Source organism: Brevundimonas sp. AVps31 (assembly GCF_058681355.1).
The window spans coordinates 2,613,088-2,631,911 of sequence record NZ_CM178736.1 but is presented as its reverse complement, the minus strand read 5'-3'; the positions used below and the strand labels follow the sequence as shown (position 1 = coordinate 2,631,911).

At 65.1% G+C, this 18,824-nt stretch carries 16 protein-coding genes; 5 read left to right on the top strand and 11 right to left on the bottom strand.

Translation table 11 applies throughout. The features are described 5' to 3' along the window. Window positions 1-15: 15 nt before the first annotated feature. From qatD to ACW174_RS12810, 4 genes are all read right to left on the bottom strand, one after another. On the bottom strand, window positions 16-777 hold the full coding sequence (qatD, locus tag ACW174_RS12825) for a Qat anti-phage system TatD family nuclease QatD (RefSeq protein ID WP_492014827.1): 762 nt from the start codon (window positions 775-777) through the stop codon (window positions 16-18). Continuing rightward, window positions 768-2,030, bottom strand: coding sequence for a Qat anti-phage system QueC-like protein QatC (gene qatC, locus ACW174_RS12820; RefSeq protein WP_492014826.1), 1,263 nt, complete (start codon window positions 2,028-2,030; stop codon window positions 768-770). The genes qatD and qatC overlap by 10 nt, the downstream gene beginning before the upstream one ends. Then, window positions 2,024-2,530: a Qat anti-phage system associated protein QatB gene (locus tag ACW174_RS12815; RefSeq protein WP_492014825.1), complete on the bottom strand. Its 507-nt coding sequence runs from the start codon at window positions 2,528-2,530 to the stop codon at window positions 2,024-2,026. The genes qatC and ACW174_RS12815 overlap by 7 nt, the downstream gene beginning before the upstream one ends. A 296-nt stretch (window positions 2,531-2,826) precedes the next feature. Next, complete coding sequence (locus ACW174_RS12810; RefSeq protein ID WP_492014824.1) at window positions 2,827-4,587, bottom strand: KAP family P-loop NTPase fold protein; 1,761 nt, start codon at window positions 4,585-4,587, stop codon at window positions 2,827-2,829. Between the two features lie 326 nt (window positions 4,588-4,913). On the opposite strand from ACW174_RS12810, the gene ACW174_RS12805 reads away from it, so the two are divergent. Beyond that, window positions 4,914-5,222 (top strand): hypothetical protein, encoded by a 309-nt coding sequence (locus tag ACW174_RS12805; protein ID WP_492014823.1) that lies wholly within the window; start codon window positions 4,914-4,916, stop codon window positions 5,220-5,222. Window positions 5,223-6,010: 788 nt separating this feature from the next. Here ACW174_RS12805 and ACW174_RS12800 read toward each other — a convergent pair. From ACW174_RS12800 to ACW174_RS12790, 3 genes are read right to left on the bottom strand one after another with little or no spacing between them, the layout of a single operon-like run. Then, window positions 6,011-6,964: a DMT family transporter gene (locus tag ACW174_RS12800; RefSeq protein ID WP_492014822.1), complete on the bottom strand. Its 954-nt coding sequence runs from the start codon at window positions 6,962-6,964 to the stop codon at window positions 6,011-6,013. After that, window positions 6,964-8,166 (bottom strand): exo-beta-N-acetylmuramidase NamZ family protein, encoded by a 1,203-nt coding sequence (locus ACW174_RS12795; RefSeq protein ID WP_492014820.1) that lies wholly within the window; start codon window positions 8,164-8,166, stop codon window positions 6,964-6,966. The genes ACW174_RS12800 and ACW174_RS12795 overlap by 1 nt, the downstream gene beginning before the upstream one ends. Continuing rightward, complete coding sequence (locus tag ACW174_RS12790) at window positions 8,163-8,669, bottom strand: DOMON-like domain-containing protein (protein ID WP_492014818.1); 507 nt, start codon at window positions 8,667-8,669, stop codon at window positions 8,163-8,165. The genes ACW174_RS12795 and ACW174_RS12790 overlap by 4 nt, the downstream gene beginning before the upstream one ends. A 195-nt stretch (window positions 8,670-8,864) precedes the next feature. Here ACW174_RS12790 and tyrS point away from each other — a divergent pair, with 195 nt between their 5' ends. From tyrS to ACW174_RS12770, 4 genes are all read left to right on the top strand, one after another. After that, window positions 8,865-10,121 carry a tyrosine--tRNA ligase gene (tyrS, locus tag ACW174_RS12785; RefSeq protein WP_492014817.1) on the top strand — a complete coding sequence of 419 codons (1,257 nt, stop codon included), beginning with the start codon at window positions 8,865-8,867 and terminating at the stop codon, window positions 10,119-10,121. After that, window positions 10,121-10,588, top strand: a complete 468-nt coding sequence (gene bcp / locus ACW174_RS12780) for a thioredoxin-dependent thiol peroxidase (protein ID WP_492014816.1) — start codon at window positions 10,121-10,123, stop codon at window positions 10,586-10,588. The genes tyrS and bcp overlap by 1 nt, the downstream gene beginning before the upstream one ends. Window positions 10,589-10,784: 196 nt before the next feature. Beyond that, window positions 10,785-11,936, top strand: coding sequence for a M23 family metallopeptidase (locus tag ACW174_RS12775; RefSeq protein ID WP_492014814.1), 1,152 nt, complete (start codon window positions 10,785-10,787; stop codon window positions 11,934-11,936). Then, the gene (locus ACW174_RS12770; RefSeq protein ID WP_492014813.1) at window positions 11,920-12,471 is read left to right on the top strand and encodes a bactofilin family protein; all 552 of its coding nucleotides are present in this window, start codon (window positions 11,920-11,922) and stop codon (window positions 12,469-12,471) included. The genes ACW174_RS12775 and ACW174_RS12770 overlap by 17 nt, the downstream gene beginning before the upstream one ends. 239 nt (window positions 12,472-12,710) lie before the next feature. Here ACW174_RS12770 and prfB read toward each other — a convergent pair. The 4 genes from prfB to ACW174_RS12750 form a co-directional block, all read right to left on the bottom strand. Continuing rightward, window positions 12,711-13,833, bottom strand: a protein-coding gene (prfB, locus tag ACW174_RS12765; protein ID WP_492014812.1) for a peptide chain release factor 2 whose coding sequence is annotated in 2 segments (ribosomal slippage) — window positions 12,711-13,763 and window positions 13,765-13,833 — 1,122 coding nt in all. Because the reading frame shifts where the segments join, the coding sequence is not laid out codon by codon here. Window positions 13,834-13,963: 130 nt separating this feature from the next. Further along, entirely contained in the window at window positions 13,964-16,417 is a 2,454-nt protein-coding gene (locus ACW174_RS12760) for a penicillin-binding protein 1A (protein ID WP_492014811.1), read from the bottom strand. Window positions 16,418-16,426: 9 nt separating this feature from the next. Then, window positions 16,427-17,161: an exonuclease domain-containing protein gene (locus ACW174_RS12755; RefSeq protein ID WP_492014810.1), complete on the bottom strand. Its 735-nt coding sequence runs from the start codon at window positions 17,159-17,161 to the stop codon at window positions 16,427-16,429. A 44-nt stretch (window positions 17,162-17,205) separates the two neighbouring features. Then, window positions 17,206-18,369, bottom strand: coding sequence for an N-acetylmuramoyl-L-alanine amidase family protein (locus ACW174_RS12750; RefSeq protein ID WP_492017276.1), 1,164 nt, complete (start codon window positions 18,367-18,369; stop codon window positions 17,206-17,208). Window positions 18,370-18,824: the final 455 nt, after the last annotated feature.

Genomic DNA, 18,824 nt, shown 5'->3' with positions numbered 1-18,824 from the left:
TATGGCGTGATGGCTTCAAACTTCGACAGCGGCCGAGAAGTTCGCCTCAAACGACAGGTGGCGAAAATTCGAGACGATTTGCTCTGATATGTCTACCTGACTTAGACGCCAGATGGGTTCGAGTAGAGATATGACGCTCATCGTTTCCCAGGGATAACAAGGCTGACCGTTGACCATGCCAAACGGCCCATCGGTTTCTGGAAGGACGCGATCAAGAGGCATCTTGGCGACCGCTCGCCGGCCTCTTTCGGATCTCAGCATTGGCACACCGATAGAAAACCAACATCCCATCTCCGCCGCTCGCTCTGTTTCCCGCTCCGTGCCGCTGAACCAATGGAGAACTGGGATACCCGCCAGAGGTTCAGCCTCAAGGACATCTAGAAGGAGAGATGTCGCACCACGGCTGTGAAGGGATAGCGTCTTGCCACCAGCCCTGGCGCACATGCTGAGGATTTCCGAGAGGATCGCGCCCTGTCGGTCGAGTGTGGAACGGTGCGGCTTGGACCCATCCAAACCGACCTCACCTACGTACTTTGTCTGCGCCAATAGCTCTTCGAACAGGCCTAACTCGCTTTCACGCTGAACTGCGATCTCGGGATGCAGACCGAGCGCAGTCCTTATCCGGCTACCGGCAGGAGCAAGCTTGCAGGTTCCTTCAAACGCACTCGGGGTCGTCGTGACCGACAGGACGTATGCGCCACGCCGTGCCGCCTCTTGGGCGACGGCTTGGGGGTCGGGGTACAGGTCCAGGTGACAATGAAAGTCGATTAGCGCCATGGCACTCCATCAAGGAAGTCTGCCATTTCGACCAGCCCCCTTGTGACCGCACCGGTGATTTCCTGCCGTCTGGCAGCCACGGCCGGAAGCGGCCCCGACTTCGTCGCCCACCTGGACATCTCGGCCGGCGAAACAGAGCGCACCCTTGCCGTCGCGATCCTTGCGGCCATCACGTCGTCATTTCGCGCCGAGCGCGACAAGTCCGAGTAATACGAAGAACCGTCCGCGATGCCTGCCTTGTGGAATGCCGCCCGACGAATGAGGCAGGGCACGCATCGACCACACTGACCGTTGCGGCGCTTCCCCTTGCCGCACGAGTATGATGCGGCGCTGAGCTGTGCGATCCGTGGTTCTGCGCATTCCGCCATCATCTCGCCCTTCGTTTTACCCTCGAAGATATTCGTGAACCGGACGTTTTCTCCGACCCCGTGAAGCACACCTTCCAACTCTGATAGGAAATGCGGATGGGTGGTGCGCGTACTCAGCGAACCCATTCTCCGGGGCGTGAACGGTGGGTTGATCGCGATGAGGCCGTTCTCCGGAACGATCACTTCATTGAGGGCATGGGCCGAAGCAGCCACGACGCCATAGGCGAAGAAGATGAGAGATCGGCCGCGCGTTGATCCCTCGTAAGGGGTTCGCCACCGCTCGTTCACCCGTCCATCAAATCGATGATTGTGAAGGCCGATCTGTGTAGCGAGTTGGATCTGAGGACCCACTTCCTTCGTCGATCCCTGGCTGACGAGGAACGGCTTTCGGGTATCTTCTATCAGTTTCAATGCGCCGAGAAGGCTGTCCAGACCACCGGAGAAAAGGCAGATCGCATCGCGATCTGTGGGACGGGTGGGAATGGCTGGCGCCCGTGACCCACCGCTCCGAAACGCGATTTGCCAGATGTCACCGGTCAGAAAACGAAGCGCTCCTTCTAACCGAGCCCGCTGACCTTCCCAGAGGTTGGCGTCTGCTACGGCAACATCCAAAGCGATGACTCTTGTCCATCCGTCCTCGGACTCGCTCCTTAGAACAAAGCGATCAGCCGCAAATGCGGCGATCGCGATAGAGAGGAAGTCCCAGGCCGTCTGCGACGGTGGGCCGGGGAGGTATTTCCTGGCGGATTCGTGGAGGTGTCCGCCTAAGCCCGGCTGGGCATATGAACCTGCGTGATAGAGCGCGACCCCGATCGTGTCATTTGAGAGATGCGCGGCTACCGCGTCAGCGACTATGGGTGTGGCGACAACGCGAGTGGCTACCATTCTGACATTTCCCCGTAGACCGCCGTCGTTATCGTCGTGACCAACTCAGCGACGCGATCTTGGCTGAGGTTCGTCCCCGCCGCTTGAATGGCCGGCGTCGCGATAGCGTCCGTCACCTCTCGAACAAGGGCTCGCAGATCGTTCTCACGAGAGATGGCAAGTTGGGGCGGTACATTTTCGGCCGACTGGCCTTGCTCTGTGACAACAGAGCCGAACACCAGTTCCGCAATAAATGAGCGCGTCGCGATCAAGACGGTGTAGTCGTCGATGGCCGCAGGATCGAACTGATCCAGTCCAGCAAGCGCCTCGGTTAATGCTTCGCCGACAGCCGCTCTTATAGTGTCTTCGTCAACGATACCCGGTGGGCAAAACGCGTCGACGATGGAGTTGATGGCGTCTCCGACGTCGCCTCCAGTAAGGGAACGAAGGTCGAACCCATTCGGCGCAACGGGTTGGCCAGCCACCGCTTGGGACAGGGCTGAGAGAACGCCACCGCCCACTCGAGCAGCTCGCCCAAGGCGGTGAGCTCCCGGGGCGCCTCCGCCGGCTGAACCACGGGAGTAATGGCCCAGAGCTCTGCGAGCGTCGGCGCGGTCTCCAGTCGTAAGAAACCGTTTCATCGATCGTCGCATGCCTGAACTGCGCCGCGGCTCCAATACCTCGTCAGCGCCGTCATTTGGTGCAGCGGGCGCTGGTCCGCCACCGTCCCCATCACCTGGGACGGGATCCTGGTTTGCCCAAGACGGCACGAGCGGCGAACCGCCGCGAGCCGACGGCTTCGATTGCGAAGTGCCCATTATTTCCCCTTCGGCAGCAACTTGGCGGTCTTGAGTAAGAAGCCTGTTGCTTTGTGCATGGTGTCGGCCTGCAAGGTGGCGACGAAGGCTGTCAGCTCTTCTGCCGCGTCGGCCGATTTTTTGGCCAGGATGATGGCCCCGTGGACGCCTTCCGGGGCTTTGGTCCAATCCTGCTCCCGGAGGTGCCCTATAATCTCGCCCATGACCGCACGCTGGTCAGACGGCGAGAGATCTCCGGCAATTTTTTCGCCAGCCGGCGAGTTCACACTGTTTGCCGCGAGAAGCGCTTCCAACGCATTCGCCGCTGCCTCCTTCAAGCCTCCGCGATTGATCGACGTGGCCATCACATCGCGGCTGAGAAAAACGGCTGGTCGCCAAGTCGCTGCATTCTCGAAATGAGGCTCCATTTCTCGCCAGTTCTCGATGAACCCCTCATAGCCCTTCCACTCGGCCGGAAACTCAGGTCGCTTCCCTTTGATCTTGCCCTCCGCGTTGAGGAGAAGCTCGGCGTCCTTCTCTTCCATGACCAGGCCGTAGAGCTTCTGAGAGGCCTTGGCATCGGTGCCGCGTTCAAAGATCGCGAGCTTGGCAAGCGTCGCCAAATCGACGTTCATCTTGCGAGAAGCAGCGAGGGTCTGTCGTAACGTGATCGCGTTCAAGAGCCGCTTCACGATGCGCGGGTTGCCGTTGATATTGGGCGCCGTTGCTAAAATCGGAGCCAGCCGATCGCACACGGCCAGCGCATCGAGGAGATCTTTTGGCTGCCCTGCGAGATCATTTATGACTTTTCGGTCGAACGTGCTCCCCGACCAACTCGTCTGAAGGGCGTGCATCAATGTGGCTTGCACGGTCTGTAGGTGGTCTGGGGCCAAAAGACCGACAAACAACGAGTACATGTAAGCCCGAACGTCTTCGACGCTTACTTGTGGAACGTGCATCGGCACCTGGATGACCTTATCGAGGTAGTCGTGAACGTGCCGGGAATTGATATCGCCGAAATGCTTCGTCACGGAGTGACGGATCATGTCTTCGTCGGCGGCGATGACGAATGCGGTCCCCTCGATAAACAGAAACAGCCGGATGGCTTCCAACGTCCCGATCGCTACGTCAGGCAGGCATCGGTCGAGGTTGTCGATGAAAAGGACCAAAGGCCTGCCCAGGCCAAGAACAATCTCGCCGAACTCCTCACGGAACGCGGCGATCTCTTTCGGAGGAGTCCGGGCTTTTTCGGGCTTGATCAGCTTCGACCAAGTCTCTGCCGCAGTTTTCCCACCATCTCGAATAGTGGCGGCATCATCGGCCTCACCTTGGCCGGCGATGAGCGAGCCAATAGCGCCGCCGGCTTTCGTTAGAAGTCCAGGCGGCACGCCGAAGGCCATCCCGATTCCGAAATCAGCCGCCATTCCGAGTGCGCGGAAATAGTTCACCCGGCCAGCAAAACTCTTGGCTTTGTCCAAGAGAGTCTGATCCGATTTTGCTTCCTCCAGGAGGCGCTCGGCCACGACCTCCATCAATGCCGCTTTCGCGTCGTCGAAGCCTTGGTAGAGCCACGCGTCAAATTTTATGATGATCGGACTCGGATCGGAGTCCTTCAGCCGCTTTTCTACCAAGCTGAGAACTGTCGATTTTCCCGTGCCCCAAGTACCGAAGACCCCAATCGATATAGGCAACAACTTGGGGTTAGTGGCGAGAGTGGCTACTTGCTCGGCCAACTCTGTGAAATTTAGGAAATCCTGATCTGTTTCACTGTCGCGCCACATAATTCCCCCGCTCGTTAAGGATACCCTACAACTAACGCGATTGGAAAAGCGAGTCATAGCCGCAGGGCGATCCGCGTCGAGGCGCGGCGGGCTTTAGGCTTCGCCCTGAGCTTCCGGCTGCGCCGGTGATCTCAGCCCATCCGGGTTGCAATCCCTATCGCGAAGAGCTCGGGGCGTTGCCCCTGGCGCACTTCGGAGAGGCTTCCGCCCAGCTTCTCTCGCGGTGCTCGTTGCAGCCGGGTCCCCGCGAAGTCTCCCGCTCCGTTTGCTCCCCCAGTCTCGCCGACGGGCAAGGGTCGGTACGAACCCAAACCCCAGAGGCGGATATGAAAAAGGACTATTCAATCACACGGACACACTGGAACGGAGTCGAGATCGAAATCAGGTGGAACGCCGACTATCTGGTCTATGACGACAGAACCCATATGGCCCATCTGGAAGTGGTGAGTGTTTCACCCGAGCGAGCGCCATTGCCGATCACCGAGACAGGCTACAGATCGCACTTCACCCCCAAAGCGGCGATGGACGGTTACGACAGTGTGGGGGCCTTCGTGGAAGCGTGGCTCGATCAAGCATCGCGTTCGCCGGAGTGGACGGCATTCGATCAGGCAAATAGACAGCTTTCGCTGTTCTAGGCGGGTGGGATGATTACGGTTCGCGCGGACGTCCGCCATTACCGTCAGTCCTTGAGCCGGCGTGGCTTTGCGCGTCTTGGGCGCAGAGGGGGCTACGGCGGCCTTCAACTGACGCCTTGTGAAGCTCTATCGCTAGTACAGACAGGCGGCCCAAATCATTGGACGCCGTCGCCGACTCCAGCCACCTTTTGTTGCCCGCGTGAAGAATTATCTACACGAACTCTACACGGTACCTTTCACCGAAAAATTCGTTTTATCTTTCAGATAATTATATCGACGAACGAGGCCTATCTTTCTCCCGATGGGAGAGGGCTTGAGCCCACGAGAGCGAAGCGATCGGCAAGGCCAAAGGGTGAGGTTCCTCCGCCCGCATTCGGCGCAAGCCGCACCCCTTGTCATCCCGGCCGACGCGTAAGCGGAGAGCCGGGACGCGAGCGCACCCCCCTTCAAATCCGTCCCGGAAAGCGCGCAGCGCTTATCCGGGGCAAGGCCTGAGCCCATGGCTCGCTGTCGCCCGGCTCAGCCCTGCAGGGCTGTCCGGGCGCGACCGGTTTTACGACACCGCCGTCCCGGCTCTCCGCTTCGCGTCGGCCGGGATGACAAGCGATCATCAAAACCCACCCGACCATTTCTGACGCACCGGCATGCCAGACTGCGCGCGGGTCTTTGACATCGCCGTCCGTCTCGCTCCCTTGCAGTTGAGCAGCGTCCCCACGCCCCGTCGCACGAGAAAATGTGCACGATGTGCACTCCATTTTTCTCGAGTGCACTTTTTCCCGTCTGACGGGTCAGTGCTCGCCTTCCACCACCGCCACGGCGGACGACCGGTGTGCGCGCAGGCACCAGACCACGCTGACGACCATCAGGATCATGGCCACAACCTCGATGACCGTCGGCCCGCGCCCTTCCCACAGATAGCCGTACAGGAAGGCGAACAGGGTCTCGAACACGATCATCTGCCCCAGCATCGACAGCGGCAGCAGCCGGCTGGCCTGATTCCAGAAGGCGTTGCCGACAATGGAGGCCAGCACGGCCACGCCGACGCTGACCGCCGCCAGCCGCGCCCATTGGTCCGCCGTCGCCTCGCCGGCACCCAGCAGGGCTGGCACGGCCAGCAACAGGGCGAACCCGCCGGTGACCACCCCCGTCAGCAACGACCAGTCATGGGCGCTGACCCGCGGCAGGCGCGCCATCCAGCGGCTGTTGCCCACCGCATAGGCCGACCAGCACAACAGCGCCGCCAGACCGCAGCCCAGCCCGATGAACACCTCGGTGGCGTCGCGCCCCATCCCGTCCCGCGACAGGCTCTCCCAGCCGATCAGGGCCACGGCGAAGGCGGCCAGCAGGATCGGCGGCCCGACCTTGCGCAAAGGCGGCGCGTCCGCGTCCCTCAGGCCCCAGACGGCCACGACCACCGGCACCATCCCCACGATCAGGGCCGAGGCCGCCACGCCCGCGAAATGCACGCTGAGCACCAGGAACAGGTAGTAGACGATGTTCCCCGCCAGGCTCAGCCAGGCCAGCGCCCGCCACGCCTTCGCATCCAGCAGCGCCGTCACCGTCCGCCAGCGCGGCGCCAGCAACAGGGCCGCGATCAGGCCATAGGCCAGATACCGTCCCGCGCTCATCAGCAGGGGCGAGGCGTCGGGCGCGACCTTGGGCGCCAGGAAGACCAGCCCCCACATGGCCCCGGCGCCCAGGCCGCAGGCCATGCCGATGAGGCGGCTGCGGGAGGCGGCCATCAGTACAGCAGGAAGGGTCGGCGCGTTTCCAGCCAGGCCTGCTCGTCCGGGGTCGCGATCGCGTCCAGATCATCCGGAGTCGAGGCCGGGTTATCGACCCACTCCCGCAGGGAGGGCCCGCCATTGATCACGTCGATCGGCAGCTTGCCGAAGGCGTACTCATAGGGGAAGTCGCGCCACAGGTCGTAGTCAGGATACAGCCGCCGGATCGCCTTGAAGCCCAGCGCCTGCACCCGCCACGGCTGAAAGGCCGCATGGCCATAGGCGGGGTCGTCGACGTGGATCTGGACGCCAGAGCACAGCGTCCCGACATGTTTGTGGAAGGTCGGCTCGAACCACATGTCGCGCAGCACGCAGCCCTTCAGCCACTGCGGGGCGAAGGCCTTCATCTCGGCGATGACGGCGCGCGCGTCGATGTCGGGCGCCCCGAACAGCTCCAGCGGCCGGGTCGTGCCTCGCCCTTCCGACAGGGTCGCCCCTTCCAGCATGACGGTCCCGGCATAGGCTCGGGTCATGGAGACGTTGGGCGCGTTCGGGCTGGGGTTGATCCAGCTGCGTTCGTTCAGCGGCCAGCCGTAGCCGGGGCCTTCATCGGGCTTCCAGCCCTCCATCTCGATGACCCGATAGGCCACATCCAGCTTGAAGTGATCGATGAACCACAGGCCCATCTCGCCCAAGGTCAGCCCGTGCCGCATCGGCATCGGTCCGGCCCCGACGAAGCTCTCCCAGCCCTCGACCAGGGTCGTCCCCTCGACCGGGCGCCCGGCGGGGTTGGGCCGATCCAGCACCCAGACCTCCTTGCCGTGCTCGGCGGCGGCTTCCAGCATGTACAGCAGGGTCGTCACGAAGGTGTAGATGCGGCAGCCCACGTCCTGCAGGTCGATCAGCACCACGTCGAAGGTGCTCATCCATTGCCCCTGAGGCCGCCGCACCTCGCCGTACAGGCTGAAGACCGGGATGCCGTGCACCGGATCGGTATAGTCCGGGCTCTCCATCATATTGTCCTGCAGGTCGCCCTTCATCCCGTGCTGCGGCCCGAAGGCGGCGCTCAGGGTGATGTCCGGGTGGGCCGCCAGCGCGTCCACGGCATGGGTCAGGTCCTGCGTCGTCGACGCCGGATGCGCCACCAGCGCCACCCTGCGCCCCTTCAGCGGCGCGCTCAGGGCGGGATCGGACAACAGGCGGTCGAGGCCGAACTTCATGGCAGGTCCAGAACGAAGGAGTCGGGATGATGGAAGTCCGGCTTATCGGACGGATGGGCCAAGGCCCAGTAGGAGATCTCTCCGTCGATGTCCTCAAGCACCGCGGAGAGGCCCAGGCGATGAGCGCCCTCGGGGAGGTCGATCAGGAATCCCACCTCTGCGTAGTCGCCACGCTCCTCAAGACTCACCCGTTCGGCTTCCTCAACGGCCTGGGCCATGCCCTGACGATAGTCCTCGAACCTGTACGACGCCCATTGGCCGGAGATCGAAAGGTTGAACTCATGGTACCCCTCGTCCGACTGAACGAAGGCCTCGAAGCAGGTATGCCGCCAGAGGCCGTCAGCCCGGCCGACCGTCGCCGGTCCCGGCCACAGAACCTTCGCCGTATCGCCATCCACGACGTAGGTCAGCCGCAGGCGCGGCCCCTCGCAGCTGATGTCCACCGTGATCCGTTCGATAACTGCGGAGGGCGTTTGGGGGTGAGGTTCAAGGAAAGCCCGCATGATCCCACCGATACCGCCCGCTTGACGCCGGTCAATGGTGGAGGCTACCCAGAGGCCCATGTTCGCCCGCGCCACCAACACCGGCCTGTATTACCGCCCCTCGATCTGACGAGCGGCCAGCGAACCCCTGCGCCGCCCTCCCCGGCGCGCAATCCTCACAAGACGCTCGCCGGCTTCCCTGCTAACGGAGCCCCCATGAGCGATCCGACCTTCAAGTCCGACTTCCTGCGCACCCTCCAGTCGCGCGGCTACATCCATCAGATCACCCATCCGGCCGAGCTGGACGAGGCGGCGGCGAACGGCGTGGTGACGGCCTACATCGGCTTCGATGCGACCGCGCCGTCGCTCCACGTCGGCAGCCTGATCCAGATCATGATGCTGCGTCGGCTTCAGCAGGCCGGACACAAGCCGGTCGTCCTGATGGGCGGCGGCACGACCAAGGTCGGCGATCCCACCGGCAAGGACGCCTCGCGCCCCCAGCTGACCGACGAAGCCATCCAGGCCAACATCGACGGCATCCAGCAGGTCTTCGCCAAATTCCTGACCTTCGGCGACGGCCCCACCGACGCCGTCATGGTCAACAATGACGAATGGCTCTCGCAGTTCGGCTACATCGAGTTCCTGCGCGACTTCGGCACCCATTTCACGATCAACCGGATGCTGGCCTTCGACTCGGTCAAGCTGCGCCTCGAGCGCGAGCAGCCGATGACCTTCCTCGAGTTCAACTACATGCTGATGCAGTCGGTGGACTTCCTGGAGCTGAACCGCGCCCGCAACGTCACGCTCCAGATGGGCGGTTCGGACCAGTGGGGGAACATCACCTCCGGCGTCGATCTGGTCCGCCGCGTCGACCAGAAGAGCGCCTTTGGACTGACCACCCCCCTGCTGACCACGGCCTCGGGCGGCAAGATGGGCAAGACGGCGCAGGGCGCCATCTGGCTGAACGCCGACCAGCTCAGCCCCTATGACTACTGGCAGTTCTGGCGCAACGCCGACGACGCCGACGTGGGCAAATTCCTGCGCCTGTTCACCGACCTGTCGCTGGACGAGATCGCGGCGCTGGAAGCCCTCGAAGGCGCGCAGATCAATGACGCCAAGAAGGCCTTGGCCGACGCCGCCACGACGATGCTGCACGGCGCGGACGCCGCCGCGACCGCCCGCGCTGCGGCGGAAGGCGCGTTCGAGAAGGGCCAACTCTCGGCCGATCTGCCGACCGTCGAACTGCCCCGTGACGAAGTGATCGGCGCCATGCTGGCCGCGGTCACGACCAAGGCCGGCCTGACGGCTTCCAACGGCGAGGCCCGGCGTCTGGCCCTGGGCGGCGGCCTGCGTCTGAACGACGAAGCCATCGCCGACGGCGCCCGCCTGATCGAGGCGTCGGACGTCAACGCCGACGGCGTGCTCAAGCTGGCGGCGGGCAAGAAGAAGATCGTTCTGGTGAGGCCCGTCTGATGACCGGGATCACCGAAGGCATGAAGGCTCCCGCCTTCGACATGGCCACCGCCGACGGCGGCCGGGTTTCGCTGGCCGACCTGAAGGGCAGGACGGTCGTTCTCTACTTCTACCCGAAAGCCGACACCCCCGGCTGCACCACCGAGAGCCAGGACTTCTCGGCCCTGACCGGTGACTTCGACGCCGCCGGCGCCGTCGTCATCGGCGTCTCCCGCGACCCGGTCAAGAAGCTGGCCCGCTTCGCCGAGAAGCGTGAGCTCAAGGTCGTCCTCGCCTCTGACGAGCCTGAGGACGTGACCTTGGGCTACGGCGTCTGGGTCGAGAAGAAGCTCTATGGCCGTGAGTATATGGGCATCGAGCGCGCCACCTTCCTGATCGACGGCGAGGGTGTCGTCCGTCAGGTCTGGCGCAAGGTCTCCGTCAAGGGCCACGCCGCCGAAGTCCTCGCCGCCGCGCAGACGCTGTGACGACCGATCAGGCTCTGATCGCTCAGGTACAACCGGCGGCCCGCACCCGCTCAATACGCCTCACAGGCGAATAACCACCGCGAATACCGACGTTCTTCGCGCGAAGACGCTCCAGCGTGGTTAACAAGTCGTGAAGAGACTTGTCGCCGATGCTTGGCCGTGGCTCATAGCGCGTCAGGCGTGGGGGCGTTTGGGTATGGCCGAGCAGGACACCGGAGGCAGGCGATCCCTGATCGGGCGCTGGTTTCCCACACGCTACCTCTATCTCCGTGACGGCGACGAGGTGAAGGCCTGGGCCCTGACGCCGGGCAGGCAGATGCTGGCCGTCGTCGGTGCTGTGATGATTGGCGGATGGTTCCTCCTCGCCTCGGGCGGCTTCGCCCTCGACATGGTCCATCAGAGTAACGCCGACCAGGTTGTAGCTCGCAGCCGCGCCGAGGCCGAGCGCCGCAACGCCGATCTTCAGGCCCGGCTGGACAGCGCCGTCATCCGTATGACCAGCAGCACCGGCTCCATCGACGAGATGGCCCAGATGGTCGAGCGACGCCACGCCGCCCTGACCCGGGTCATGACCCTGTTCCACGGCGTTGACGGCGCCCAGGCCGCCCTGACGCCCGCTCCTGCCCTCGACCCAGACCGCACCACGCCGCTCCAGCGCATCGTCGCCGTGCGGATGGACCAGGAGCGCTTGATCGCCCGCGCCGAGAACGTCGCCGGCAGCCGCGCGGAACGACTGCGGCTGGCTTTCCGGCTCGCGGGGCTGAACCCCGCCGCCTACGCCCCGCGCGACACCGCGCTCGGCGGTCCGCTCATCGACGCGCAAGACCCGCGCGCGCTCGGCGCTGTACTGGATGTGGACGAGGCCTTCGCCCGGCGCATCCGCAACGCCGCGGACAACCTGTCCGAAATGCGGGGGCTGGCCGACGCCGCCGAAGGCCTCCCCTTCCGCCGCCCCACGGCGTCGCGCACGACGTCGGGTTTCGGCGTCCGCTTCGATCCGTTCAACGGTCGTCCCGCCGTGCATCAGGGCCAGGACTTCGCGGCCCCCCTGAACACTCCGATCAACGCCACCGCTCCCGGCATCGTGTCTTTTGTCGGCATCCGTTCAGGGTATGGCAACGTCGTTGAGATAGACCATGGTCGCGGTTTCAAGACCCGTTTCGCCCATCTGAACTCCATGGCCGTGCAAACGGGCCAGCGCGTCGCGCTGGGCCAACGCGTCGGCGCCATGGGAACTACCGGACGCTCCACCGGCGTTCACCTGCACTATGAGGTGTGGATGAATGGCCGCCCGCAAAACCCCGCCCGCTTTATGAGAGCCGGAGACCAACTTGTTCAACAAGACTAAATCCCCCGCCCCGCAGCCCCAGTCGCGTTCCGACAGCGGCTCGTCGATTCCGCCGCTTCCGGATCTTCCCGCTCCGGGCGCCGCCTCGGCTCAGGCCTCCGTCGCGCCGCGCGCGGCCGCGCCCTCCGTGCCCTCACGCGGCCTGTCGACCCTGTCGTCGGACCTGCAGTTCGAAGGCAATGTCGGCGGGGCCGGCGACCTGCAGATCGACGGTCAGGTGAAGGGCGACGTCAAGGTCGGTCGCCTGATTGTCGGTGAGACCGGCGCGGTCGAAGGCAATGTCGCGGCCGACTATGTCGAAGTGCGCGGTCGCGTCGTCGGCGCCGTTTCGGGCAAGCAGGTCAAGTTGATCGCCACGGCCTACGTCGACGGCGACATCACCGCCGAGCAGTTGTCGATCGACATCGGCGCCTATTTCCAGGGTCGCGTCCTGCAAGGCCGCCGCGAGGCGCCGCAGGCCACCGCCCCGGCTCCGGCGCCGCGCCCGGTCGAACCGGCTCCGCAGATCATCGACATGAAGCCACCGGCCGCCTGAGTCCGACGACGGCCCGGAAACACGAAAGGCCCCGGAGCGATCCGGGGCCTTTTGCTTTTTGGGGCCGGTCTGGCGGTGGGCCGTCTCTGAAGACCGCGCAGCCAAGTGGTTAGTGGCTAGTGGTTAGTGGATGCTGTGGCTGAAGCTGGCGGGTCCTGTCTGAGAACAGCCCTTGGGCCCGGCGAACCACTAACCACTAGCCACTAACCACTTCCCGGCACACCGTCGGCCGTCGGCCCTCACTCGACCGTCGATCCCCGCGTCTCGCCCACGCGAGCCGCCAGCGCCGCGCCCATGAAGGCGTCCAGGTCGCCGTCCAGAACCCCTTGAGTGTCCGAGGTTTCGACGTTGGTCCGCAGGTCCTTCACCATCTGGTACGGCTGCAGGACATAGGACCGGATCTGGTGACCCCAGCCGATGTCCGTCTTGGCGTCCGCCAGCGCCTGGGCCGCCTGCTCACGACGCTGGAGTTCCAGCTCATACAGACGGGCGCGCAGCATCTTCCACGCCTGTTCGCGGTTCTGGTGCTGAGAACGCCCGGCCTGACAGGCGACGACCGTATTGGTCGGCACGTGGGTCAGACGCACGGCGGAGTCCGTCTTGTTGATGTGCTGACCGCCAGCCCCCGAGGCGCGATAGGTGTCGGTGCGCACGTCGGACGGGTTGATGTCGATCTCGATGGCGTCATCGACCACTGGCGACACCCCGATCGAGGCGAAGCTGGTATGGCGCTTGGCGGCGGCGTCATAGGGGCTGATGCGGACCAGCCGGTGCACGCCCGATTCAGACTTCAGCCAGCCATAGGCGTTCGGCCCCGTGATCAGGATGGTGGCCGACTTGATACCGGCCTGTTCGCCCGATTCCTCGGCCTCAATCTCGACCTCGTAGCCGTGAGCCTTGGCCCAGCGGCTGTACATGCGCAGCAACATGCCGGCCCAGTCGTTGGACTCGGTGCCGCCGGCGCCGGAGTTCACTTCCAGATAGGCGTCGTTGCCGTCGGCCTCTCCGGACAGCAGAGCCTCCAGCTCGGCGCGGGCGGCGCGGTCCTTGATCGCCTTCAGATCGGCGCGTGCGCCGTCCAGAGCGGCCTCATCGCCTTCCTCGTCCGCCATGTCCGCCAGCATGACCCCGTCCTCGAGACCCTGCTCCATCTCCCTGACGGTGTTGATCTGGGCTTCCAGCCGCGAGCGATCACGGCTGACGGCCTGGGCCTGTTCGGGGTTGTCCCACAGCGTCGGATCTTCGACGCGTGCGTTCAGCTCATCGAGCTTTCGAAGCGCGACATCCCAGTCAAAGACGCCTCCTGAGCAGAGCGATGCTCTGCTCGATGTCGGCCTGCATGGCCTCGACATCCGGTCTCATCGCATTCTCCTGCGATACAAAAGTGAGGCGCGGACATAGAGCGCGCCGGGGGAAAGGGGAAGAGCTGAGGCAACAGGGAGTGGTGCGCAGGCAGCAGTCGGAAGACCTCCTGCTGCCTGATCACTCTTCCCTAATACAGCCCATCCAGATCCTGCGCCGGTTCCTTGCGGGGCGGCGGCGGGGTGCTGGGTTGGGGCGTCGAGGTTTGCGGCGGCAGACCAGCCGCCTCCTCCTGCTCGCGGCGAACGACCTCATTGTAGTTTTGCGGCCCGGTGGGAATCTCCCGGGCTGGAGCCTGTTCTTCCTCGCGGCGACGCTCGGTGCCGGGACGGAAGGCTTCCTCGATGCCGTTGACGGTGCGGAAGATGGCGTTCTTCGGTCGCACGAACGGCCGTGCCGGACGCTCGCGCAGGGCGACCCGCATGAAGTCTGTGAACACCGGCACGGGGCCCGTCGCACCCGTCTCACCGGAACCCAGAGGCCGGTTGTCGTCAAAGCCGATGAAGACCCCGACCACGATGTCCGAGGAGAAGCCCACGAACCAGGCCGAGCGGTACTCATTGGTCGTGCCGGTCTTGCCGCCAATCCAGCGCCCGAGGCCGCGGGCGCTGGCCGCGGTGCCCCGCTGGACCACGCCTTCCAGCATGGAGCTCATCTGATAGGCGGTGATCGGATCGATAACCTGCTCGCCGCGCGGCACCAGTCGGGGCGACTCCTGCCCGCTGAACGCCCGGCCGCAATCGCGGCAGCGGCGGTCGTCGGCGCGGAAGATGGTCTCGCCGTCACGGTCCTGAACCAGTTCGATCAGGTAGGGATTGACCCGCCGCCCGCCGTTGACGAAGGCCGCGTAGGCGGCGGTCAGGCGATAGGGGGTGGTCTCCCCGGCCCCCAGCGACACCGACAGATTGGGCTGCAGGGTGTCAGACACGCCCATCTTCTTCGACAGGGCGACGACATTGGCCATGCCGATGTCCTGGGCCAGGCGCACGGTCATGACGTTGCGTGACAGTTCCAGACCGCGACGCAGGGTCTGCGGGCCGTAGTATTCGCGACTGTAGTTCTCGGGGCTCCAGCGCGTGCCGTTGGCGCCGCCCGCGAAGCTGATCGGGGCGTCCAGCACGATCGAGGCCGGGGTGTAATCCCCCTCCAGCGCCGTCGCATAGACGAAGGGCTTGAAGGCCGAGCCCGGCTGGCGCTCCGCCTGCGTTGCGCGGTTGAAGCTGGACAGGGCGTAGGAATAGCCGCCGACCATCGCCAGCACCCGGCCGGACTGCGGCTCGATGGCGACCAGCGCACCGTTCACGCGCGGCACCTGCTTCAGGGCGTACTGGCCGTTGCTCGGCTCCACGAAGATCAGGTCCCCGCGCTTCAGCGGACGGTTGGCGTTGGCCCAGGCCGCGTCGCCGGTCAGCAGATAGCCGGTGCGATCATCCTTGGCGCTGCGGATGCGGACACTGTTTCCCGCGACGTTCTCGACGGCGGCGGCTTCCCAGCTCCGACGCTCAGGCGGACGGGTGCCGCGCAGCGCCTCGGCCTGCCAGCCGTCGGCGAAGTCCGTCGTGCCCCAGGCCCCGCGCCACCCGTGGCGACGGTCATAGTTCTCCAGCCCCTTCATCAGGGCGTCGCGCGCCGCCGACTGCAGCGTCGGATCCAGCGTGGTGCGCAGGTAGTAGCCGCCGCGGTTGACCTCCTCGGCGCCGAACTGGCGGATGGCCTGACGGCGGGCTTCCTCCACGAAGAAGTCGGCGTCGGCGTACTGGGCGCGACGCGGCGCATCCTGTGTGGTCAGGGGTGCGGCACGGGCGGCGGCGACCTGCTCCGGCGTCAGGAAGCCGTTTTCGCCCATTTCACCCAGCACCCAGTCGCGACGGCCCTTGGCCGCGCCCGGGTGGCGTTTGGGGTGATAATTATTCGGTCCCTTGGGCAGCGCGGCCAGGAAGGCGGCCTCGGCCGGCGTCAGCTGATCCAGCGGCTTGCCGAAATAGTTGAAAGCGGCGGCCGCCACGCCATACGAACGATAACCGAGGAAGATCTCATTCAGGTACAGTTCGAGGATCTGCTGCTTGGACAGCGTAGCCTCAAGGCGGTTGGCCAGAATCGCTTCCTTCACCTTGCGGTTCAGGCTGGACTCATTGGTCAGCAGCACATTCTTGGCGACCTGCTGGGTAATGGTCGAGCCGCCTTCCAGCCGCCGACCGGTGGCGGCGTTGAAGACATTCTTGAACATCGCTCGACCGAGACCGGACACGTCGATCCCGCCGTGTTCGAAGAACCGGCTGTCCTCGGCGGACAGGAAGGCCTGGATGACGGGCAGCGGGATTTGCTCGTAGGGCACATAGATTCGGCGCTCGTCCGAAAACTCGCCGATCAGGGTGCCGTCTCCCGCGTAGACGCGGGTCGCCGTGGCCGGGCGGTAGTCCGCCAGCTCCGACGCGTCAGGCAGGTCGTGGAACAGCCACGCCGCGTAAACGGTGACGATCAGCCCCGCCAGCGTGATTGCGCCCAGCAGGCCGACGCCTGCCAGTACGAACCACCGCTCGGCGATTTTCAGGCCCTTGATATTCAGAAATCGCGGCTGCGGCATGAAACCGCTTTAGCCCGCGTCGGTCACGCCCGCCAGAGGTCCTGTCGAAGACGCGGTGCGACGTTCCAGCTCCTGTCGCGCAGCGGCCACGACATCGGCGTCCATGTCAGACTGCCCGGCCATCCAGCGAAGGTAGTCCGCGGGGGCATCCGCCCAGCGACTACCGCGATGCTTGCCGAACGGGATCTTGTCCAGACGCCGCGGTTCGCGGGTCCACTGGATCATCTGCTCGACCGTCGCCTCTTTCAGCAGGTCGATCAGCAGGTGCGCCGTGACCCAGGCGTCCGGCCCCGCCCGGTGGGCCGGATTGGCCAGCGCGGGGTCCAGCCTCAGCTTGCGCCAGTAGCGCAGCACCTGATTGGAATGCCCCGGCGCCTGCGGCCACACCGCCTTGGCCGAGCGAACGGTACAGACCCACGGCAGACCACCATGCGCGGTGTCGGCGATGAAGCCGCGCTCGAAATTGGCGGCATGGGCCACCATGACATCGGCGGGCTGGGCGAACATCTCGCGCAGGGCGTATTCGTCGCAGTGTGGATCGTCGGGACCGAAATCGTCCTGAGTGAGGTGGTGCACGGCCATGGCGTGGACCGAGATCTCGCCGCGTGGCCGGAACAGCTTCGTTACCGGTGGCATGGCCTTCCAGCCCTCCCCGTCCGGCACGACGTCGACGATGCCGACCTCGATGATTTCGGCGGTCCGGTCTCCACCGGTGGTTTCCAGATCAACGACACGCAGGCGCATGCGACCCAGATAGTCGCTTCAAACGTTGTGCGCGACCTTGACCGTCACGGCCGTCCCGCATCGCTGGCCGAAGCCATCTGCAACGCACCGTTCGGCGAGGCGAAATAGCCGTCGATACCGGCGGCCACGGCCCGCATCAGGCGACGGCGCGCGCGCGTGTCGGTCAGCAGGCGCTCATCCTCGGGATTGGTGATGTAGCCCATCTCCAGCAGAACGGCGGGCACATCGGGCGACAACAGCACGGCCAGACCGGCGTCGCGGTGGCTGCGACGCAGCAGCGGATGGTCCGCGTCCTCGATCTCGGTCAGCAATGTGCGCGCCAGCAGCGCCGAGCGGTTCTGCGTCGCGCGTTGCGTCATATCCAGCAGGATGCGGTCGACGGAGGAGTCGCGACCGGGCAGGTTCAGGCTACGGTGCCAGTTCTCATCACGGGTGATCTCCCGCACCGCCCGGCCCGCGCCCTGTTCCGACAGGGTATAGACACTGGCGCCGCGGGTGGCCGGATCGGCGATGGCGTCGGCGTGCAGCGAGATGAACAGGTCCGCTCCCGCCTGGCGGGCGATGGTCGGGCGGCGGTTCAGGCCGACATAGACGTCGCTGTCGCGCGTCAGACGGACGCGATAGCGGCCGGACCGCTCCAGCTCCTGCTTCAGCATCAGGGCGGCGGCCAGGGTGACGTCGCTTTCCCTGGCGTGCGCGCCCTGGGCGCCCGGATCGCGACCGCCGTGGCCGGCGTCGATATAGATCAGGGGGCGTTCCGTCCGGCGCGGCGCGTTCCGGGGCGTCGGGCGCGGTGCGGTCAGCGCGCGCCCCGTCGCCTTCAGGTCGATGACGTACCGATAGTGTTCGACCCCGTCGCCGGGCGGCAACAGGAAGCGGCGCTCGATCTCGGCGCTGACGGCCAGATCCAGTTCAACCCGCGAGGCTGCCCCCGAACCCGCCACGCGATAGCCGCGCACCAGTCCGACGCCCGTACCGCTCAGGCTTCGATGCGGCGCCACACCAGACAGGGCCACGACCACGCGGCCATCCGAGCCGGGCTGGATCACCTCACCGCGCGAGGTGCGATCCAGATCGACCACGACCCGGGTCCGTTGGGCGTCGCCGCCGAACCGCACGCGCATGACCTCGCCCATCGCGCCCGACGCGAGTCCCCGGCCGGCCAGCAGCAAGGCCGCACAGAAGACAATGAAGGCCAAAGCCGTCATCGCCCACTCGCGAACGCCCCACTGTGACAGCTTGATGCGCGACAGCGCGTTCATGACAACGGAGACCCACCTTTATGGTTGGCTGCATCCTGCACGAACGTCGTCGCCAACGGGTTAAGGCCGATGCGCCTTTTCATTCACGTTTCCAGTGACTATGCTTTGTCGGCTTGCGAATGATCGCGTCCGTCCGCTCTGCCGGGTCCGGGACGCGCCCTCCTCGCAGCGCTGCTTTCACTGATCCGAGGATCGACCGGCCGTTCAAGGCGCCGACGATCTGACGAACCGGGCCCGCATCGCCGCCTTATCGAGGCGCGGAAGGGTCCAGGACCGAACCGACCCATGGGCGCAAACGCCAGCCTCAACCTCCGGTCAGATTTGACCGACTTCGCCCGCGGCGCATGCCGTGGCGACGAGGCATCGACGGCGCGCGCCACCCCAACACCCATTCGGCGAGC

Coding starts and splice junctions, on each gene's coding strand:
- qatD (WP_492014827.1), bottom strand. CDS start 777: ATGGCGCTAATCGACTTTCATTGTCACCTGGACCTGTACCCCGACCCC.
- qatC (WP_492014826.1), bottom strand. CDS start 2,030: ATGGTAGCCACTCGCGTTGTCGCCACACCCATAGTCGCTGACGCGGTA.
- ACW174_RS12810 (WP_492014824.1), bottom strand. CDS start 4,587: ATGTGGCGCGACAGTGAAACAGATCAGGATTTCCTAAATTTCACAGAG.
- ACW174_RS12805 (WP_492014823.1), top strand. CDS start 4,914: ATGAAAAAGGACTATTCAATCACACGGACACACTGGAACGGAGTCGAG.
- ACW174_RS12800 (WP_492014822.1), bottom strand. CDS start 6,964: ATGGCCGCCTCCCGCAGCCGCCTCATCGGCATGGCCTGCGGCCTGGGC.
- ACW174_RS12795 (WP_492014820.1), bottom strand. CDS start 8,166: ATGAAGTTCGGCCTCGACCGCCTGTTGTCCGATCCCGCCCTGAGCGCG.
- ACW174_RS12790 (WP_492014818.1), bottom strand. CDS start 8,669: ATGCGGGCTTTCCTTGAACCTCACCCCCAAACGCCCTCCGCAGTTATC.
- tyrS (WP_492014817.1), top strand. CDS start 8,865: ATGAGCGATCCGACCTTCAAGTCCGACTTCCTGCGCACCCTCCAGTCG.
- bcp (WP_492014816.1), top strand. CDS start 10,121: ATGACCGGGATCACCGAAGGCATGAAGGCTCCCGCCTTCGACATGGCC.
- ACW174_RS12775 (WP_492014814.1), top strand. CDS start 10,785: ATGGCCGAGCAGGACACCGGAGGCAGGCGATCCCTGATCGGGCGCTGG.
- ACW174_RS12760 (WP_492014811.1), bottom strand. CDS start 16,417: ATGCCGCAGCCGCGATTTCTGAATATCAAGGGCCTGAAAATCGCCGAG.
- ACW174_RS12755 (WP_492014810.1), bottom strand. CDS start 17,161: ATGCGCCTGCGTGTCGTTGATCTGGAAACCACCGGTGGAGACCGGACC.
- ACW174_RS12750 (WP_492017276.1), bottom strand. CDS start 18,369: ATGACGGCTTTGGCCTTCATTGTCTTCTGTGCGGCCTTGCTGCTGGCC.